This window comes from uncultured Caulobacter sp. (assembly GCF_937900395.1).
GTDB lineage: Bacteria > Pseudomonadota > Alphaproteobacteria > Caulobacterales > Caulobacteraceae > Caulobacter.
The window spans coordinates 1-16702 of the sequence record NZ_CALCDX010000161.1 but is presented as its reverse complement, the minus strand read 5'-3'; the positions used below and the strand labels follow the sequence as shown (position 1 = coordinate 16702).

General features: G+C 68.6%; 21 protein-coding genes. 9 read left to right on the top strand and 12 right to left on the bottom strand.

What is annotated here, in order from left to right:
* Positions 1-25: 25 nt before the first annotated feature.
* The 5 genes from Q0379_RS14060 (at position 26) to Q0379_RS14040 (ending at position 2268) form a co-directional block, all read left to right on the top strand.
* The gene (locus Q0379_RS14060; protein ID WP_299009896.1) at positions 26-385 is read left to right on the top strand and encodes a hypothetical protein; all 360 of its coding nucleotides are present in this window, start codon (positions 26-28) and stop codon (positions 383-385) included.
* On the top strand, positions 382-669 hold the full coding sequence (locus Q0379_RS14055) for a hypothetical protein (protein WP_299009893.1): 288 nt from the start codon (positions 382-384) through the stop codon (positions 667-669). The genes Q0379_RS14060 and Q0379_RS14055 overlap by 4 nt, the downstream gene beginning before the upstream one ends.
* 26 nt (positions 670-695) lie before the next feature.
* A complete protein-coding gene (locus tag Q0379_RS14050) occupies positions 696-1316 on the top strand; it encodes a glycoside hydrolase family 19 protein (protein WP_299009890.1) in 621 nt (206 codons plus the stop codon).
* Positions 1313-1921, top strand: a complete 609-nt coding sequence (locus Q0379_RS14045) for a hypothetical protein (protein ID WP_299009888.1) — start codon at positions 1313-1315, stop codon at positions 1919-1921. The genes Q0379_RS14050 and Q0379_RS14045 overlap by 4 nt, the downstream gene beginning before the upstream one ends.
* Positions 1922-2007: 86 nt before the next feature.
* Positions 2008-2268 carry a hypothetical protein gene (locus Q0379_RS14040; protein ID WP_299009886.1) on the top strand — a complete coding sequence of 87 codons (261 nt, stop codon included), beginning with the start codon at positions 2008-2010 and terminating at the stop codon, positions 2266-2268.
* Between the two features lie 438 nt (positions 2269-2706).
* Here Q0379_RS14040 and Q0379_RS14035 read toward each other — a convergent pair whose 3' ends face one another.
* Entirely contained in the window at positions 2707-3726 is a 1020-nt protein-coding gene (locus Q0379_RS14035) for a S41 family peptidase (RefSeq protein WP_299009884.1), read from the bottom strand.
* Between the two features lie 48 nt (positions 3727-3774).
* On the opposite strand from Q0379_RS14035, the gene Q0379_RS14030 reads away from it, so the two are divergent.
* A complete protein-coding gene (locus Q0379_RS14030; protein WP_299009882.1) occupies positions 3775-4440 on the top strand; it encodes a winged helix-turn-helix domain-containing protein in 666 nt (221 codons plus the stop codon).
* 16 nt (positions 4441-4456) lie between these two features.
* Here the strand turns inward: Q0379_RS14030 and Q0379_RS14025 are convergent, their stop codons facing one another.
* From Q0379_RS14025 to Q0379_RS14000, 6 genes are all read right to left on the bottom strand, one after another.
* The gene (locus tag Q0379_RS14025) at positions 4457-6310 is read right to left on the bottom strand and encodes an ATP-binding protein (RefSeq protein WP_299009880.1); all 1854 of its coding nucleotides are present in this window, start codon (positions 6308-6310) and stop codon (positions 4457-4459) included.
* Positions 6311-6670: 360 nt separating this feature from the next.
* On the bottom strand, positions 6671-7009 hold the full coding sequence (locus Q0379_RS14020; RefSeq protein ID WP_299009878.1) for an EF-hand domain-containing protein: 339 nt from the start codon (positions 7007-7009) through the stop codon (positions 6671-6673).
* Positions 7010-7111: 102 nt separating this feature from the next.
* A complete protein-coding gene (locus Q0379_RS14015) occupies positions 7112-8050 on the bottom strand; it encodes a prephenate/arogenate dehydrogenase family protein (protein ID WP_299009876.1) in 939 nt (312 codons plus the stop codon).
* On the bottom strand, positions 8051-9169 hold the full coding sequence (gene hisC / locus Q0379_RS14010) for a histidinol-phosphate transaminase (RefSeq protein WP_299009874.1): 1119 nt from the start codon (positions 9167-9169) through the stop codon (positions 8051-8053).
* Between the two features lie 46 nt (positions 9170-9215).
* Positions 9216-10016 carry a chorismate mutase gene (locus tag Q0379_RS14005; protein WP_299009873.1) on the bottom strand — a complete coding sequence of 267 codons (801 nt, stop codon included), beginning with the start codon at positions 10014-10016 and terminating at the stop codon, positions 9216-9218.
* Between the two features lie 103 nt (positions 10017-10119).
* The gene (locus tag Q0379_RS14000) at positions 10120-11142 is read right to left on the bottom strand and encodes a DUF2125 domain-containing protein (RefSeq protein ID WP_299009871.1); all 1023 of its coding nucleotides are present in this window, start codon (positions 11140-11142) and stop codon (positions 10120-10122) included.
* A gap of 27 nt (positions 11143-11169) precedes the next feature.
* Here Q0379_RS14000 and Q0379_RS13995 point away from each other — a divergent pair, with 27 nt between their 5' ends.
* Entirely contained in the window at positions 11170-11721 is a 552-nt protein-coding gene (locus Q0379_RS13995) for a gamma-glutamylcyclotransferase (RefSeq protein ID WP_299009869.1), read from the top strand.
* Here Q0379_RS13995 and Q0379_RS13990 read toward each other — a convergent pair.
* Genes Q0379_RS13990 through ftsE form a run of 4 tightly spaced genes read right to left on the bottom strand, consistent with a single transcriptional unit; the run spans position 11718 to position 14636 of the window.
* On the bottom strand, positions 11718-12428 hold the full coding sequence (locus tag Q0379_RS13990; RefSeq protein ID WP_299009856.1) for a lysophospholipid acyltransferase family protein: 711 nt from the start codon (positions 12426-12428) through the stop codon (positions 11718-11720). The genes Q0379_RS13995 and Q0379_RS13990 overlap by 4 nt on opposite strands.
* Complete coding sequence (locus Q0379_RS13985; protein WP_299009853.1) at positions 12425-13042, bottom strand: YdcF family protein; 618 nt, start codon at positions 13040-13042, stop codon at positions 12425-12427. The genes Q0379_RS13990 and Q0379_RS13985 overlap by 4 nt, the downstream gene beginning before the upstream one ends.
* Positions 13039-13932, bottom strand: coding sequence for an ABC transporter permease (locus tag Q0379_RS13980; protein ID WP_299009850.1), 894 nt, complete (start codon positions 13930-13932; stop codon positions 13039-13041). The genes Q0379_RS13985 and Q0379_RS13980 overlap by 4 nt, the downstream gene beginning before the upstream one ends.
* A complete protein-coding gene (ftsE, locus tag Q0379_RS13975; protein WP_299009845.1) occupies positions 13929-14636 on the bottom strand; it encodes a cell division ATP-binding protein FtsE in 708 nt (235 codons plus the stop codon). The genes Q0379_RS13980 and ftsE overlap by 4 nt, the downstream gene beginning before the upstream one ends.
* A gap of 83 nt (positions 14637-14719) precedes the next feature.
* Between ftsE and Q0379_RS13970 the strand changes: the two genes are divergently transcribed.
* A complete protein-coding gene (locus tag Q0379_RS13970) occupies positions 14720-15676 on the top strand; it encodes an MJ0042-type zinc finger domain-containing protein (protein ID WP_299009842.1) in 957 nt (318 codons plus the stop codon).
* Complete coding sequence (locus tag Q0379_RS13965) at positions 15618-16199, top strand: phosphoribosyltransferase (protein ID WP_197426787.1); 582 nt, start codon at positions 15618-15620, stop codon at positions 16197-16199. The genes Q0379_RS13970 and Q0379_RS13965 overlap by 59 nt, the downstream gene beginning before the upstream one ends.
* 18 nt (positions 16200-16217) lie before the next feature.
* Here Q0379_RS13965 and Q0379_RS13960 read toward each other — a convergent pair.
* Positions 16218-16702: methyl-accepting chemotaxis protein (locus tag Q0379_RS13960; protein ID WP_299009833.1), on the bottom strand; the 485-nt coding region annotated here is incomplete at its 5' end.

Sequence of the window (16702 nt, the reverse complement as noted above, 5' to 3'; positions counted from 1 at the left end):
CGCCTTTCATCCTTCGGGGGTATTCATGGACACTAACCGCTTGCTCGGCGGCCTTCTGGCCGCCGTGGTCGTCCTGCTGTGGGGCGTGCCCAGCCTCCTGACGGTGATCCTGTCGGAGCCGCCGCCGACCAAGGCGCGGAAGCTGCGGGCGATCATCAACACCATGGCCAGCGTGATGCTGGGCTATCTGGTGTTCCTGGGCGCGGCGCCCTGGGCCGGGGGCTTCCTGAACGGCCTGGTCGAGAAGTTCCTTGGGCTCAATCCCAAGGTCGACGACACCGTCGCGGGCGTCGTCGCGGCGCTCCTGGTGACGGGCCTTGGCCCGACGATCCTGGAGCGCGCCGAAAGGATCCTCGGCCGCAAGATCGACGAGGTGACGCAATGACGATCGGGGCCGTGATCGGAGGCGCGGCGCTGATCGTCGCCGCCTATGCCTTCCATTGGCGCGCAAGGCTGCTGGGCGCGAAGGCGCGCGGCTGGCCGGGCGCGCCGCGCCTCTTGCGCCTGGCGCTGGACTTGGCCGCGACAGTCTTCGTTCTCGCGGGCCTCTGGCATGCCGTCGAGGGGCGCTTGCCCGCTTGGCTGCTGATCGGCGTCGAACTGGCGCTGGCCGTCTACGCGGTGGCCTTCGCGGTCAATCTCGGCCGCCAGCGCGCGACCCGCGGCTGACCCTTCTGACAACCTGGAGAGACCTCATGACCTTGGTCAACGCCAAGGCCTTCTTCGACCGTGCGCGAAACTCTGACCTTCTTGGTCCCGTGCTGGTCCAGGCCGAAATCGATGGCTGCAACGCCATTCTAGCCGCTTGCGCGGGGTGGCCCATGGCCCATACCGCCTATGCGCTGGCGACCGCCTATCACGAAACCGGCGGCACGATGCAGCCGGTCAAAGAGTTCGGCGGCGCGAACTATCTTCGCCGCGAGTACGACGTCGAGGGGCGCGACCCGGCCCGCGCGAAGGCGCACGGCAACGTCAAGCCTGGCGACGGCGTCAAGTTCTGTGGCCGAGGCTACGTCCAGCTCACTTGGCAAGTGAACTACGCCAAGGCGGCGCGGAAGGTCGGCGTCGACCTGGTCGCCGATCCGGACGCGGCCATGCGGCCGAGCATCGCCGCGTGCGTGATGCGCGACGGCATGGCCGAAGGGTGGTTCACCGGCAAGAAGCTGGCCGACTACTTGCCGGCCGACGGCGCGGCGAGCCGTGACGCCTTCACCAAGGCTCGCCGGATCATCAATGGCGTGGATAAGGCCGACAAGATCGCCGAGCACGCCATGGACTTCCAAGAGGCGCTGATGGCCGGCGGGTGGTCGTCATGACCGCGCTCGGCTTCGGCCTCGCCGTCAGAGCCTTCATCCGCGGCGCGTGGGAATGGCTGCTCGCCTTCTCGAAGACCCGCTTCGGTCGCCTCCTGTTGGGCGGGCTGCTGGTCGCACTGGCGATTGTCGTCGCCTTCCAGCTCGGCCAGCGATCGGGCGTCGCGCGCGAGAAGGGGGACGAAGCCAAGCGCCGGGCGGCGGCCGTCAAGGTCGTGACCAAGGTAGCGACGGAGGGGCGCAAGATCTCGACCGACGTCTCGGCCGCCCTGGAGCGCCGGAAGGTCGAGATCCGCACCGTCACCCAAACCCTGACCAAGGAGGTACCGGTTTATGTCACCGTTGAAAGCGATCGTGCTTGTGTTGTGCCTGACGGCTTTATCCGCCTGCACGACGCCGCAGCTCATGGGGCCGCCGTTCCCGCCGCCGCCGGTGGACCTGTCGAAGCCCCTTCCGGAGTTCCGCTCTCTGCCGTCGCCGAGACCATGGTCGCAAACTACGGCGTCGCCCTCGAATGGCGGGAAGAGGCCCTAGCCTGGCGCACGTGGTACGCGCGCCAGGCCGATCTCTGGTCCAAGCATATCAAGGCGCCAGATCCGGAGCCCTGACCGCTCGCCGCGAGGCTGGAGCGAACACGTTCGGCTTAGCCGAGGCGATCCGGCCGCCTACCGCCGGCTAATCTCAGGAGAAAACCATGACTAAGATGCGCGCGAAACTTCGCGTGGGTTCGGTGCTGCCGTTCGCTGGCGGCGATGGCAAGGTCGTCCAGGAGCGCGTGACGTTCCATGGAGTGTCCAAGTCCAGCCCGTATCCGGAGGACGGCACGGACGAAGACAACACCTTCGCCAAGTTCTCGCCCTCGGCTCTGTTCGACATCGTCATCGCCAACCCGGCGCTGATCGGTGGGTTCGAGCCCGGCGACACGTTCTACGTCGACTTCACGCCGGTCGACTAGGCGGCTCGCACGCCCTACGCTTCATAGGCCCCGCCGGCTCACGCTGGCGGGGCCTTTTTCGTTCTAGGCCTTGCCCAGGCGCTTGCGCACGATCGCTCGAAACACGTCTTCGGCGACCTGCTGGGCGCGCTTTCGGCCGATCGGCGCTTCAGGGGCTCTGGCGAAGGCCGGATCGCGTTTTACACGGCGGCTCTAAGCACTTGATTTCTTTTGAGTTTAATAAGGCGCGTTTTACAGTCAAGGCCTTGATTTTTAAAGCGTCCGTCCCGCTTGGGAAGCTGACGTTCTACCTCTGAACTACGCCCGCCAAAGGGACGAACCGTTTAGCCCGGCTCGGGGCTCTACTCAAGCGCTCGCGCGACTTGATTTCGAGAGCTTGGGGACGGATGACGCGGCGGCTCGGGCTGGAGATGTCCGAGCCGCCGCGCGGCGAGATCCTTAGGAGCCGGCCTTGGCCAGCTCCAGGGCCTTGTCCAGAGCCCGGTCGGCCGGAACGGCGATGTCGGGGGTCAGGCCGACGGTTTCCCAGTCCTTGCCGGTGTCGGGATCAAAGGCGCGGCCGACGGGAACGGAGGCGGTGAGGCCGGCGCCGATGGGCTCGAAGCCGCCGAAGTGGTTGGCCCCGGCGGTGCGCTCGCCGACCAGGACGCCCCGATGGGTGCGTTGCAGGGCCAGGGCCAGATGCTCGCCGGCCGAGGCCGTGGCGCGGGAGGTCAGGTAGAACACCTTGGCGTTTCGCAGGCGGGTCTCGGCGTTGGGCGTGACCCAGTGCTCGCGGCGATAGACGCCGGGCGGCCCCGCGACGTGTCGCATGGAGGGCGGATCCTGGGGCGGAGACTCAAGCGCGTCGACCACGGACTGCGCCAGATCGAGCGTGACCAGACGGGTCGGCTTGGCGAACAGATAGGGCAGGATGACGTCCATCTCGTCGGGCCCGCCGCCGTGGTGCTCGCGCGCGTCGAAGATGATCGCCTTGGCGTCGGCGTGCTCCTTCATGAAGGCCTCCAGGATCGCCAGGCTTTCCGGCGAACCGTCGAACATCGTCAAGCGGACATAGGCCACGCCATCGGCGATCCATTTCGGGTCCAGGATGACGGGACCGCCGGCGGGGCGCAGCCGGCCTGGCGCGGCGCTGGCGCTGGCGACCGTCACGCGCAGGTGTCCGTCGGCGTGCACAGCCTGCAGGTCGGCTGTGACGCGCCTGGCCAGCGCCGCCGAGTCGGTGATGTGCAGATAGTCCGATCGGTTGGCCCGCAGCATGGCGGCGTACCGCTCGCCGACCGCCGGCTCGACGTACGAGGTCCGCAGCTTGTCGGCCAGGCTATCGATCGCCGCGCCAAGGGCGGGAGCCTCGGCCGATGGGGCGGCCTGCATGGCCAGAGTGGGTTGAACGGTGATCAGCGTCAAACCAAGGGCGATCGTCCCAAGACCGATCGTCATGACCAAATTGCGCCGCACAGTCGTCTCCTCATGAGGTTGAATGGGCGCAAGGGAGGCGATCGCCGCGTGGAAGTCCTGACGGAAACATCTCGAAAAGCTGATCGCCGACGCGGTCCAGCGCCGCTGGCGTTCGGCGACGTCACGGTCGACGTGGAGAGCCGGCGCGTGCGCGCCCCGGACGGGTCCTGCGCCCTTGAGCCGCGGGTCTTCGAGCTCCTGCTGGTGCTGTCGGGGCGGCCTGGCCTGACCGCCTCGCGCGATCACCTGATCGAGACGGTTTGGGGCGAGCACGAGGGGTCCGATGAGGCCCTGAGCCAGGCCATCGCCAAGTTGCGCCGGGCGCTGGGCGACGATGTCCGGGCGCCGCGCTTCATCGAAACCGTGCCCAAGCTCGGCTATCGCTGGATCTTCGAGGAGCCGTCCGAGCCGGTCCGGCCGCCGTCGGTGCGCTGGGCCCTGGGATCGAGTTGGGTCACCGCCGGCGCCGCCCTGGCGCTCGTCGTTGGCGGGGGCGGCGCGGCAGCCTACGCCTGGATCCAGGCGGTCGTCCCGCCGACGTTCGAGATCCGCAAGGTGCGGATGGAGCGTGTCGCCGACGGGCGTTGCGTCAAGCAGGTGCAGGTGATCCGCGGCGAGGGTGCGCCGTCCGCCGCGGACCGCGCGCCGCCAAGGCCTTCGTCGCCCGGCTGCCCTCCGCCGGTCGATGAGCCGCGCGAGTCCGGTCTGCGCTAGGCTTCGCCCGCCGGTTCTAGGATTCCGACGCGTCCTCTCCGCCGCCGACGCATCGGGCCAGCATCTCGGCAAGAGCGCTGACCTCGATCGGTTTGGGAAGAACGTCATCCATTCCGGCGGCGTGGTAGCCGGCGGTCTCCTGTTCCATCAGGCTGGCGGTGACCGCCACGATCGGCACCCGCCGGCGGCCCAGGCGGCCTTCTTCCCGGCGAATGGCGCGGGTGGCCTCCACGCCGTCCATCACCGGCATGTGGACGTCCATGAAGATCGCGTCCCAGGGCTGGCGCCGCCAGGCCTCGACCGCCTCGCGCCCGTCGGCGGCGAAGCCGCAGGCGATGCCGAACGGCTCGACGAGGGCGGCGATGATCTCGCGGTTCATGGCGTTGTCGTCGACGACCAGCAGGGTGGGATGCTCCTCGTCCTCCGCGCGCGGACTTGGCGCGTGTTGCGGCGTTTCGGCGACGGCCGGGCAGGGGATACGCAGGCTGAAGGTCGATCCTTGGCCGGGTTGCGACAAGGCCGACATCTCGCCGCCCATCTTGGCGACAAGGCCCTGACAGAGCGCCAGGCCCAGGCCGATGCCGCCCGCCGCGCGCTTGGTCGAGTCGTCGATCTGGCTGAAGCGCTCGAAGATCACCGCCATTTTCTCGGGCGCGACGCCGTCGCCGGTGTCGCTGACTTCGATCCGCAGGTCGTCGCCCGCGCCGCTGATCCGGCAATCGACGCCGCCCTCCTGGGTGAACTTCAGGGCGTTGTCGATCAGCACGCTGATCACTTGGCGCAGACGGTCGACGTCGCCGAGCCGGGTTTCGCCAAGGCCGGCCTCGAGCTGCATGGTCAGGCGCAGGCCTCGCGCCTCCGCCGTGGGGCGGTGCAGGTTGTCGAGCGATTGCGCCAGGGCGGTCAGGTGGAACGGCCGGGGCTTCAACTGCAGTTCGCCATCGTCCAGCTGGCAAAGATCCAGCACGTCGTCGATCATCATGCGCAGCCGCCGGGCCGCGCCCTTCATCTCCAGAACCTGCTCGCGCTGCTTCCTGTTGAGCGAGGAGCGGGCCAGAATCTGACCAAGACCGAGGATGGCGTTCAGGGGGGTGCGCATCTCGTGGCTGACCGTGGCCAGGAAGCGCGACTTGGCCTCGTTGGCGCTCTGGGCGCGCTCGGTGGCCTCCTGCAATTGGCGGGTGCGCAGAGCGACCCGGGCCTCGAGGTCCTGGTTCAGGCTGTTGAGGTCGTGGCTGCGGCGCGCCAGGGCCTCGACGAGATCTCGGTTCTGGTCACGCAACTGGACGGAGTCGACGAGCAGGGCGTGGTTGTTTCGGTGACCGGCCAGCATGACCAGCCAGAACGCCATGCCCAGCAAACCTAGGGCGCGGTCGGGACCGAGCAGCAAGGCCACGGATGCGGGCAGCAGGATCAGCGAGATATAGATCCGGCCCGTCAGCTTCATCGGCGACAGCACGCCCGTGGCGCCGCCCGCCAAGGCTGAAAGCACCACGATGATCACAAAACGCGTGCGTTGGCTGTCGATGGGGAAGCGAACCCAGGCCAGCAAGGCCCACAGGGCGGCGCTGATCAGCAGGCCCGCGGAAAAGGCGACGACAATCTGGTTCAGATGACGGGCGAACGCGCCGCCCTTCAACGCCGAAGCCAGCAGACGATCCACGACAATGCGCGCGGCCAGGACGGCGAGCGTTATCGTCAGCCACATCCAGTACACGGGCCGTTCGGACGGCAGGGTGGCGAGGGTGACCCCGATAGCGGCCGCGGCCTGCACAGCCATCGTCGCGACGCTGTTGCGCGAGGCCTGCCGGACAAGGGCCAAGGTGAGGGGATTGTCGCGGATGCTCGAACGTCCTCGCGCCGTGGCCATGGCTATCTAGATGTTACGACATAGGGTTGCTGGAAACTATGCGTCGGCCCCGTCGCCGAGTCATCGCGCGGGTCTCGCGACAAAGCGCCGCGCAAGATGGCGAAAACCTTGGAAACCATGAGCTTTCTCGCCTCCGAAACCGCTTGCGCACTGGGCTTTGCTGCGTGGGCCGCCATTGCTAACGCTACCTTAGATGGAGCCGCCCAGGCGGTAAATCGACCTCATTTTGAGCAGGACGTCAGCGTCCGGCTTCATGGTCAAGCCAATGGAGCGCCGCCGAGGTTGCCGCGGCGAATGGCCTCAACGAAAAACGCCGCCCAGCGGTGTGGCTGGACGGCGTCGGATCGGGCGGAGGCCGGATCAGTTTTGCGGCATCGGGCCTTCCGGCGGCGGACCCGGAGGCGGGCCGTCGCCCTGTTGCATCCGGCGCTGGCGCATCTTCTCGAAGGCGCCCTTCAGCTCGTCGAGCGTGACCTTGCCGTCCTTGTCGACGTCGATCATCGCGAAGCGGTCTTCAGGACGGCCCGCGGCGGTCCATTCGGCCTTGTCGACCACGCCGTCGCCGTTGGTGTCCCAACGCTTGAAAATGTCCTCCGGGGCAGGCATCCGCATGCCGGGCGGCGGGCCTTCCTGGGCGAGCGCGGCGCCCGCGGCGACAGTGGCGCAGGTTGCGAGCGCGGCGAGAAGCATGCGGCGCATAGGGGTTGTTTCCTTCCGGGTGATTGTCCCTGGAAGCTTTGCATGAGCCCAGATTGTTGCCGACATGTTTCGCGAATACGGCGAGATCGGACGGGCCGGGCCTCAGTGCTTGCCGCGATCCCGACCGAAGTTCGGCTCGGCGCTTTCCTGGCCCGCCGCCACGATGCCGCGACGGATGGCGCGCGTGCGGGTGAAGTGGGCGTGCAGGGTGTCGGCGTCGCCCCAGCGGATCGCGCGGCTCATGGCCTGCAGGTCCTCGGTGAAGCGGCCCAGCATCTCCAGCACCGCGTCCTTGTTGGCCACGAAGATGTCGCGCCACATGGTCGGGTCGCTGGCGGCGATGCGGGTGAAGTCGCGGAAGCCCGAGGCCGAGTACTTGATGACCTCGTTCTCGGTGACGTTCTCCAGGTCCGCCGCGCTGCCGACGATCGTGTAGGCGATCAGGTGGGGCAGGTGCGAGACGACGGCCAGGACGAGGTCGTGGTGCTTTTCGTCCATCAGCTCGACCTGGGCCCCGAAGGCGCGCCAGAAGGCCGACAGGCGAGCGACGGCGGCGGCGTAGGCTTCGTCCTCGCTGTCCAGCGGCGTCAGGATCGTCCAGCGGTTTTCGAACAGCTCGGAAAAGCCGGCGTCAGGGCCGGACTGCTCGGTGCCGGCGATCGGGTGGCCGGGGATGGCGTGGATCTTCGACAGGTCCTGGGCGCGGAACGCCTCGGCGACATTGCCCTTGGTCGAGCCGACGTCGGTCAGGGTCGCGCCCGCCTTCATGGCCGGGATCACCTGGGCGGCGAGGTCGGGGATCGACAGCACCGGCGTGGCGATCACCACCAGATCGGCGTCCTTGACCGCCTCGGCGATGTCGCCGGTGACGTGCTCGGCGACGCCCAGTTCGACGACGCGGGCGCGGTGCGCTTCGCTGGCGTCGGCGACCGTGATCTCACCGACCACCCCGTGCTCGCGGGCGGCGCGGATGATCGAGCCGCCGATCAGGCCGGCCCCGATCACGGTCATCTTGGGATAGAGAATGCCAGGCTGCGACATCTAGCGGGCCATGAACTGGGTCAGGTGTTCGACTACGGCGCGGTTCTGCTCTTCCAGACCGATAGTGATCCGGATCGCGTTCGGCAGGCCGTAGTTGGCGACCGCGCGGACCAGATAGCCCTTCGACGCCAGGAAGGCCTCGGCCTCCAGGGCGGTCTTGCCGGGCGTCGTCGGGAAGGTCGCCAGCACGAAGTTGGCGGCCGACGGCGTGACCTCGAGGCCAAGACCGCCCAGCTGCTGGATCAGCCAAGGCCGCCATTGCTCGACCAGGGCCAGCGAGCGCGCCTGGAAGTCGTCGTCGAACAGCGCCGCGACCGCCGCCTCCTGGGCGGGGATCGAGGTGTTGAACGGCGGACGGATGCGCTCGATCGGCTCGATGATGTGGCTGGGCGCATAGCCCCAGCCGACGCGCAGGGCGGCCAGGCCGTGCAGCTTCGAGAAGGTGCGGGTGACGATCACGTTCTCGGCGGTGCGGGCCAGATCAAGACCGTCCTCGAAGCGCGGGTCGCTGCAGAACTCGGCATAGGCGCCGTCCAGCACCAGGACCACCGACGGCGGCAGGGCCGCGTGCAGGGCGCGGATCTCCTCGCCCGTCAGCCACGTGCCGGTCGGGTTGGCCGGGTTGGCGATGAAGACGAGGCGCGTGCGCTCGTCGACGCACTTCACCACCTCTTCGACGTCGATGCGGTGGTTGATCTCCTTGGCCATCCGCACCTCGCCCTGGCAGGCGCGGGCGCCGATGGCGTAGGCGGCGAAGCCATGCTCGCCCTGGACGATGTTGTCGCCGGGCTCAAGATAGACTTGGCACAGCAGGGCGAAAATCTCGTCGCTGCCGTCGCCGAAGGTCAGGCGCTCGGGCTCCAGGTTGTAGCGATTGGCGACCGCCGCGCGCAGGATGCCCGCCTTGCCGTCCGGGTAGATGTGAAGGCGGTCGACCGCGTCGCGATAGGCCGCCTTGGCCTTGTCGCTGCTGCCCAGGATGTTCTCGTTGCTCGACAACTTCACCGGATGGGCGACGCCTTCGACCTTCGACTTGCCGCCGACATAGGCGTGGATGTCGAGAATCCCGGCCTTGGGGACGGGGCGAGGCGCGGTGAAGCGATCGGCGGACACGGTCATCGGACTACTCAGGCTACGTACGGTTCAGGTGTACGGCGGCCGCTTCTTACACGTCGAATTGCTCGGGCGCAGCCCCGATGACGCCCGTCAGTTGGCCAGGCGCGCGCGCCAGTCGCTCGTCGTGCGGCTGGAAGAAGCCCGACAGTGAAAACAGCTTCAGCCCGCCGGCCTCGGCGACCATTTCGGCGGCGACGCCGTCCTGGCCCAGGGCCTCGACGACGGCGGCGGCGTTTTTGGGCGAGTCGGTGACCCAGAAGGTCTGGTCGCCGCCGGTCGGCTCCACCTCGACCTCGGCGACGGCCAGCGCCGCCTGCGGTCCCCACACGGCCAGGCAGGGCAGGGCGGCGAACACCTTCAGCTTTGGCTCGGCCAGCAGGCGACCCCACCAGGGCGTGTCGCTGGACAGGGGCAGCACCGCAACGCCCCAGGGGGCGCGCGCCACGGCCAGCGCGTCCTGGGCGGTGGGGACCAGCGACAGGCGCGGGGCGGTTCCGAAGCGGAGGCGGGTCAGCTCGACGGTGCGGGCAGGCTCGCGGCCGCCGAACACGCCCAGTTGGTAGGGACCCTGGCGGGCCAGATTGTCGGCCATGATCTCGCGCCAGATGCGGATGACCAGGGCGTTGGAGGCGCCTTTGCGCGGCGCTTCGAGCAGCTTGCGAACGATCTGGGCCTCGCGACCGGGGCGCAGGCCAAAGCCGGTGTCGCCCGAGGCGCGCTTGGCGGCGGCGACCGCGCCGGCCAGGCTGGCGCGCTCGTCGAGCAGCTTCAGCAGTTCACCGTCGATGGCGTCGAGCCGCCATCGGACCTCTTCGAGAGACGGTGTGGCGTCCGTCGCGTCGCTGCCCATGTTCTTCCCCGAAATTGGAGGGCGGACCATAGTCTTTGCCGCCAAACACGCAATAGCCAGCGCTCACGGGAAGAAAATTGCGCTTTGGGTGATCGTTGCTCGATCAGTAGACGGTCGGCGCGGGGCCGGTGTCGAGGATCCCCAGGAAGCTGCGGCCGTCGCGGAAATGCAGGCTGGCCTCGATGACCGGTTCGCGGCCCATCGCCTGGGCGGCGGCGGCCAGGGCTTGCTCCGGCGTGCGGATCGGCTTGGAGAGGTCGGCGCGCTCCTTGATCGCCACCTCGAGGTCGCCGGTCAGACGGCCTTCCGAGTCGACCGACAGCACGCCCGACTTGGCCTTGCCCTCCGCGTCGCCGGCCAGGATCTGGCTCTGCTCGAAGGTGATCTGGCCGCCCGCGGCGCTCCAGCCCTTCACGGCGGCTTCCCAGTTGCGGCCGCGCAGGGCCGAGACGTGCGAAAGCTTGGTCTCCAGCGTCATCGACGCGGTCTTGTCCTGGGCGATGCGGCCCAGCAGGCCGGTGAAGGCGGTCTTGGCGCCGTCGGCCTTGAAGAAGATCGCGCCCTGGTCGTCCGGACCCGCGCGCAGGTGCAGCTGCATGCCGTCGGCCGAGACCAGCTGGAATGGCTTGGCGTCGGTCGCCGGCGTAAAGGTCAGACCCGCGCCTTCGACCGAGATACGCGGCGGATATTCCTTAATGTGCGAGATGCTGGCCCGCAGGGCCTGGCCGGTGATCGCTACGTCGCCGGCTTCAGGACGGGTCAGCACCACGCCTTGCGGCGCGACCAGCACCCAGTGGGTGACGTCGAAGATGGCAGCCTCGCCCTTGAGAACCGGCGCGCGGACCGCCCAGCCGGTCGGCTCGGCGACGCGCGCGTCGGTAAGGTCCACGTTCATGCGGAACGGAAAGCCGTGGAAGGTCCGTCCGCTCCAGGAGAGATCATAGCCCCGCGACTTCAGGTCGGCCGCCTGGGCGTCCATCTTCTGCTCGGCCTGGCCGCGCAGCCAGAACCAGCCGTAGCTCCAACCGCCCGCGACGAGGGCGGCGAGGATGAAAGGCGCGAAGAGGCGGCTCCGCCGAGCTTTTTGGGGGGCTTTGCGGGACGGGGCGGCGTCGCTATGGGTCATGAAAGGCGCGTCCAGTCGGGAATGGCTATGGGTTTGGCAGGCGGCGGCGAAGATCGCTGGGTGTTCGGATACGGATCGCTGATGTGGCGGCCCGGGTTCCCGTTCATAGACCGAAGAACGGCCGTGCTCCACGGGCGGCGACGCGCCTTCTGCATCTATTCAGTCCACCATCGCGGCACCTACGAGCGGCCGGGCTTGGTGCTGGGTTTGGCGCCGGGCGGCGCGGTGCGCGGCATGGCCTATCGGGTGGCGGCTTCGGAATGGCAGGAGGTCTACGGCTATCTGCGCGAGCGCGAGCAGCCGACCGAGACCTATTTCGAGACCTGGCGCGACGTGAAGATCGACGGTAACGGCAAGGCGCTGGCGCTGGTCTTCCTGTCGGACATGAACCACAGCCAGTGGGCCGGCGCGCTGACCTTGGATCAGCAGGCCCAGCTGATCGCTGGCGCGGCGGGGCTATCCGGGCCGAACATCGACTATCTCCGCGATCTGGTCATGCACCTGCGCGAAGACGGCGTGCGCGACCACGCGATGGAGCGGCTGCTGAAGATGGTCGAGGCGATCGAGGGAGGCGGCTAGAGCCCCTCGTTCTCCAGCGCCTGGGTCGCGCCGTCGATCCGGGTCTGCAACTCGCGCATGAACTCGGCGCGCTTCAGGCCGGCGGGGATCGGCTCAAGATACTGGAAGACGATGGTGCCCGGCTTGAGCAACAGGCTCTTGTCCCAGTGGCTGCCGCAGTTGAGCGCCAGGGGCGTCACCGGCATGTCGAGCTCGCGATAGAGCGCGGCGATGCCGGGCTTGTAGTCGCCGGGCTGGCCCACATCGCCCCGCGTGCCTTCCGGGAAGATCACGATCTGCCGGACGCCCTTCAGGCGCTCCTTGGCGTCGCGGACCAGCTTCTTCAGCGCCGCCGAGTGACCGTCGCGGTCGACGACGATCATGTCCGCCTTGAGGCCATGCCAGCCGAACAGCGGCACCATCAAGAGCTCCTTCTTCATCACGAAGCAGGCGTCCGGCAGGATCGCGAACTGGCTGAAGACGTCGAACATCGACTGGTGCTTGGCCGCCACCAGGGCCGCGCCGGTCGGGACATTCTCGCGGCCGCGGAGTTCGATACGCACCCCCGCCAGCCAGCGCAGGGCCAGGATCACGCCCTTCGACCAGAAGGTCAGGCAAGCGCGGTTCACCGCGCGCGGCAGCGGGATCGTGACGAGCATCAGGATCGCCATCGTCGCGGACCACAGCCAGAAAACGAGCTGGAACAGGAACGAGCGCAGATAGATCAAGGAGCGTCCTTCGCCTCGGGGGCGTCTTTGGTCTTGGGGCCAAGGCCCAGGAACGCCTCGCGTCCCAGGATGGCCAGGTACTTACAATATTCGACGATCATGCGTCGCGCGCTGCTGGTGGTTTTCCACCAGCGATGGGCGTTGAGGTCGGTCCGCACCGGATAGGGATAGAGTTTCACGCCGGGCATGGCGGCGCTCAGCTCCAGCATCGAGCGAGGCATGTGATAGTCGGCGGTGACCACGATCAGGCTGTCATAGCCCTTCGATCGCGCCCACTCGGCGGTCTCGAGGGCGTTGCCCACGGTATTGGCCGCCGTGAAGCCCAGGTCCACGCAGCAGTCGTAGATCGGCTTGACGGCCTTGGTGACGCTCTGGACGTCGGCGCGGGTGGCCTCGCGGTTGACGCCCGAGATCAGCAGACGTTTGCCCTTGCCTTCCTCGAGCAGCCGCGTCGCCGCTTCCAGTCGCAGATTGGAGGCGCCGGTGAGGGCGACCACGCCATCGGCCTCGGGCGGTTCGGGGGCGGGGGTCGAGAGATCCACGCGGCCTGTGAAGGCCACGAGACCCAGACCCCAGATCATCAGGGCGATCAGCAGGGCGGCCAGCGACTTCACGCCATCTCCCCCACGATCCGCGAGGCGGCCAGGCGGGCCGAGATCCCGGCGATCAGCGCCGCGACGAAGGGCGCGGGCGCGGCGGCCAACAGATCCATCCAAGCCAGCGGCAAGACGGGCGCGAGGCCCGCGCCGCCGCCGAAATAGCGCAGCAGGGCGCCAACGCCAGCCGCGCTGGCCCCGCCCAGGAAGCCGGCGAGCGCGCCCATCATGGCGAAGCGGCCCTGGAACAGTCCGGCGATGAAGCCGCGCTCGGCGCCCGAGAAATGCAGCACCTCGATCACCTCGTGGCGCGCGGCGAGGCCCGCGCGGGTGGCGAAGGCGATCACTGCAGCCGCGGCCGCCGCGATCAGCGTAAAAACGCCCAAAGCGGCGAGACGGGCCATGTTGGCGGCGCGCTCGATGTCGGCGATCCAGCGGCTATGGTCGTCCACGGTGGCGTCGACGCCGGCCGAGCGCAGGGCCTTGTCCAGGGTCTCGGCGGTCGGCGGGGCCTTGGGATCCAGGTCGAGGGTGACGAGGCGCGGCGTGGGCAGGTCCTCGACCAGCGCGTCCTTGCCGATCCAGGGCTCCAGCAGAGCCTCGGCCTTCTCGCGGGTCAGGGCTTGGGCCTCGATCACGCCGCGGACGCCGGCCAGCGTCTCGGCGGCGCGGGCGGCGGCGCTGTCGGGCGTCTCGCCGGCGCGGGCGCGGACGACGACGGTGGCCGAGCCGGTCAGTTGCGCCGTCCAGCCATGAGCGGCGCGATTGGCGGCAAGAGCGGCGAAGGCCGTGACGCAGGCCAGGAAGCACAGCACCGCGACCACGAACACCAGCGCGCCGTCCCGTGCGTCGCGCGGCGGCAGCAAAGGCCCAGGCCGCCAACGCGAAACGTCGAACAGGGCGGTCACGGCGCCGCCTCGGCGCCCAAAAGGCGACCGTCGTGCAGCCGCAGGGCGGGCCTCCCGGCGCGGGCGACCATGTCTTCGTCGTGGGTGGCGATCAGCACCGTGGTGCCCAGGCGGTTCAGCTCGACGAACAGGCGCAGCAGGCGCAGCGACATGGCCGGGTCGACGTTGCCGGTCGGCTCGTCGGCCAGCAGGATGTCGGGGCGATCGACGACCGCTCGAGCGATGGCCAGCCGCTGCTTCTCGCCGCCGGAAAGGGTCGCGGGCAGGGCGTGCATGCGTTCGCCCAGGCCAACCCAGTTCAACAGCTCGGCGACGTCCTCGCGATAGGTGGCGGGCTTGCGCTTGAGAATGCGCAGCGGCAGGGCGGCGTTGTCGAACACCGACAGGTGCTCCAGCAGCCGGAATTCCTGGAACACGACGCCGATCCGGCGGCGCACGAACGGCAGATCGTGGGCGTGCAGCAGGCTGATGTCGCGGCCGAACAGCTCCACGCGTCCTCGTGACGCACGGTGGGCCAGATAGATCAATTTCAGCAGCGAGCTCTTGCCCGCGCCGGAGGCTCCGGTCAGGAAATGGAACGAGCCCTGACGGAGGGAGAAGCTGATATCCTTGAGGGTTTCCGGCGCCCGGCCGTAGCGCATGGAGACGCCTTCGAAGCGGACCACCGGTAGGGCGTCATCGCCCTGTTCTGTGTCGATCCGCAAGGCGCGTCACTGGGCTTTCTGGACATCAGGGTTAAAATCGGCGACCCCGTAAGCTGTGTGTGGGGATCGTTCGATTCGCGGCCATGATACTGACCTGTCCGGAGTGCGCCAGCCGCTATTTCGTGGACGACTCCAAGGTCGGTCCGGAAGGCCGGGTCGTGCGTTGCGCGGCCTGTGGTCACCGCTGGACGGCGCGCAACGAAGAGGCGGCGGCCGATCTTTTCGAGGACCCCGAAAACCCTAGCCTCGCCAGCCGGGGCGACTCTGAAGCCGTCGCGGCCTCGGCGGCTGGAGACCAGCCCGCCAACGAACCGGAGGAAGAGCCGCCCGTCAGCGCTCTGCCCGGAGAAGAGCTTCCCAAGGTCTTCCGCGCCCGCGCCGACGCCGAGCGACGGCTGCGCGAAGCCACCGTCACCGGGATCGTCTGGGCGGGCATGGCGGCGGTGATGGCCGCCCTGGTGATCGGCGCCCTGATCTTCCGGATCGACATTGTCCGCATCATGCCCGGCACGGCGGGCGCCTACGCTGCGGTAGGGCTGCCGGTGAACACGGTGGGCCTGGTCATCGACCGAGGCAGCATCAAGGCCCAGCCTCTGATGAAGGACGGCCACGCGGCGGTCACGGTGACGGGCGCGATCCGCAACATCACGGAGCACGCGGTGGTCGCTCCGGCGCTGCGCGTCGAGCTGCTCAATGGCGAGGGCAAGCGCGTGTCAGGCCAACTGGCCGCCGCGCACGACGCCAAGATCCCGCCGGGCGAGGTGCGGCACTTCTCGATCACCTTCATGGACCCGCCTCGTACGGCCAAGGACCTGCAGATTGGCTTCGCCAATGAAGAGGGCGGCGTGAAGGCCTCGATCCACCCCGAGGCCGGCCACGAGAAGGCCGCCGAGGGCCATGGCGAGAAGCCCGATGTCGCCCTGCGTGGGGCGCAGGATGCGTCCGCGACGTCAGAAGCGGCTGGACATGCCCCCCCGGGACATGAGAGCGGGGACAAAACCGTCCCTACAGACTCTCACGAACCCGCTCATCATGAATGACATCAAGAAGCCCGAAGTCCTGATCTCGGAAGCCGAGATCGCCGAACGGGTGAAGGCGCTGGCCGAACAGATCGCGCCGCGCATCGACGACGACACCGTGGTCGTCTGCCTCCTGACCGGCGGCCTCTGGTTCGCCGCCGACCTGACCCGCGCGCTCTACAAGGCTGGCCGCGACGTGCGTTTCGACGCGCTGTGGCTGGCGTCGTACCACGACGAGCGCAAGAGCTCGGGCCGCTGCGAAGTCCGCGCGGACCTGCAGCGTCCGCTGGTCGGCCGTCGGGCCCTGGTCGTCGACGACGTCTTCGACACCGGCCTGTCGTTGTCGGAGGCCGCGCGCCTGGTGAAGGACGCCGGCGCCAGCGAGGTGCTCACCGCCGTGTTCGCCCGCAAGCCCTGGCCGACCTCGCGCGGCATGGATCCCGACTTCGTGGCCTGGGAAGCGCCGGCTCGCTATCTGGTGGGCTACGGCCTCGACGATGAAGGCAAGAGCCGCGGCCTGCCGTACATCGGCGCTATGGACTAAAGTCTAAGAGCGCGCGGTTTAGGCCGCGCGCTGCTCTTTCGAAGCGGTCTTTTCGCGGCCGATCTCGAACATGTCGACCCGCTGCGCCAGCTCCTGCGCCTCGTTGCGCAGAGCGTGGGCGGCGGCGGTGGTCTCTTCCACCATGGCGGCGTTCTGCTGCACCACGCGGTCCATCTCGCCCATGGTGGCATTGACCTCGCCGAGGCCCTGCGCTTGATCGCGGGCCGAGGCGGCGATGGCGTTGACCTGGGTGTTGATCTCGGCGACGCGGGCGATGATCCGTTGCAGCGCCTCGCGCGTGCGGCCCACGCGCTCGACGCCAGCGCTGACCTGGTCGCCCGAGACGTTGATCAGCTCCTTGATCTCTCGAGCGGCGTCGGCCGAGCGCTGGGCCAGGGCCCGGACTTCCTGAGCCACGACCGCGAAGCCGCGGCCCGCTTCGCCCGCGCGCGCGGCCTCCACGCCCGCGTTCAGCGCGAGCAGGTTGGTCTGGAAGGCGATCT

What these genes read in the sequence shown, in the direction of transcription:
- Q0379_RS13965 (WP_197426787.1), top strand. Translation starts at nt 15,618, where the DNA reads ATGAGAGCGGGGACAAAACCGTCCCTACAGACTCTCACGAACCCGCTC.
- Q0379_RS14060 (WP_299009896.1), top strand. Translation starts at nt 26, where the DNA reads ATGGACACTAACCGCTTGCTCGGCGGCCTTCTGGCCGCCGTGGTCGTC.
- Q0379_RS13995 (WP_299009869.1), top strand. Translation starts at nt 11,170, where the DNA reads ATGGGTTTGGCAGGCGGCGGCGAAGATCGCTGGGTGTTCGGATACGGA.
- Q0379_RS14015 (WP_299009876.1), bottom strand. Translation starts at nt 8,050, where the DNA reads ATGTCGCAGCCTGGCATTCTCTATCCCAAGATGACCGTGATCGGGGCC.
- Q0379_RS14025 (WP_299009880.1), bottom strand. Translation starts at nt 6,310, where the DNA reads ATGGCCACGGCGCGAGGACGTTCGAGCATCCGCGACAATCCCCTCACC.
- Q0379_RS14045 (WP_299009888.1), top strand. Translation starts at nt 1,313, where the DNA reads ATGACCGCGCTCGGCTTCGGCCTCGCCGTCAGAGCCTTCATCCGCGGC.
- Q0379_RS14040 (WP_299009886.1), top strand. Translation starts at nt 2,008, where the DNA reads ATGACTAAGATGCGCGCGAAACTTCGCGTGGGTTCGGTGCTGCCGTTC.
- Q0379_RS14055 (WP_299009893.1), top strand. Translation starts at nt 382, where the DNA reads ATGACGATCGGGGCCGTGATCGGAGGCGCGGCGCTGATCGTCGCCGCC.
- hisC (WP_299009874.1), bottom strand. Translation starts at nt 9,169, where the DNA reads ATGACCGTGTCCGCCGATCGCTTCACCGCGCCTCGCCCCGTCCCCAAG.
- Q0379_RS14020 (WP_299009878.1), bottom strand. Translation starts at nt 7,009, where the DNA reads ATGCGCCGCATGCTTCTCGCCGCGCTCGCAACCTGCGCCACTGTCGCC.
- Q0379_RS14005 (WP_299009873.1), bottom strand. Translation starts at nt 10,016, where the DNA reads ATGGGCAGCGACGCGACGGACGCCACACCGTCTCTCGAAGAGGTCCGA.
- Q0379_RS14050 (WP_299009890.1), top strand. Translation starts at nt 696, where the DNA reads ATGACCTTGGTCAACGCCAAGGCCTTCTTCGACCGTGCGCGAAACTCT.
- Q0379_RS14000 (WP_299009871.1), bottom strand. Translation starts at nt 11,142, where the DNA reads ATGACCCATAGCGACGCCGCCCCGTCCCGCAAAGCCCCCCAAAAAGCT.
- Q0379_RS13970 (WP_299009842.1), top strand. Translation starts at nt 14,720, where the DNA reads ATGATACTGACCTGTCCGGAGTGCGCCAGCCGCTATTTCGTGGACGAC.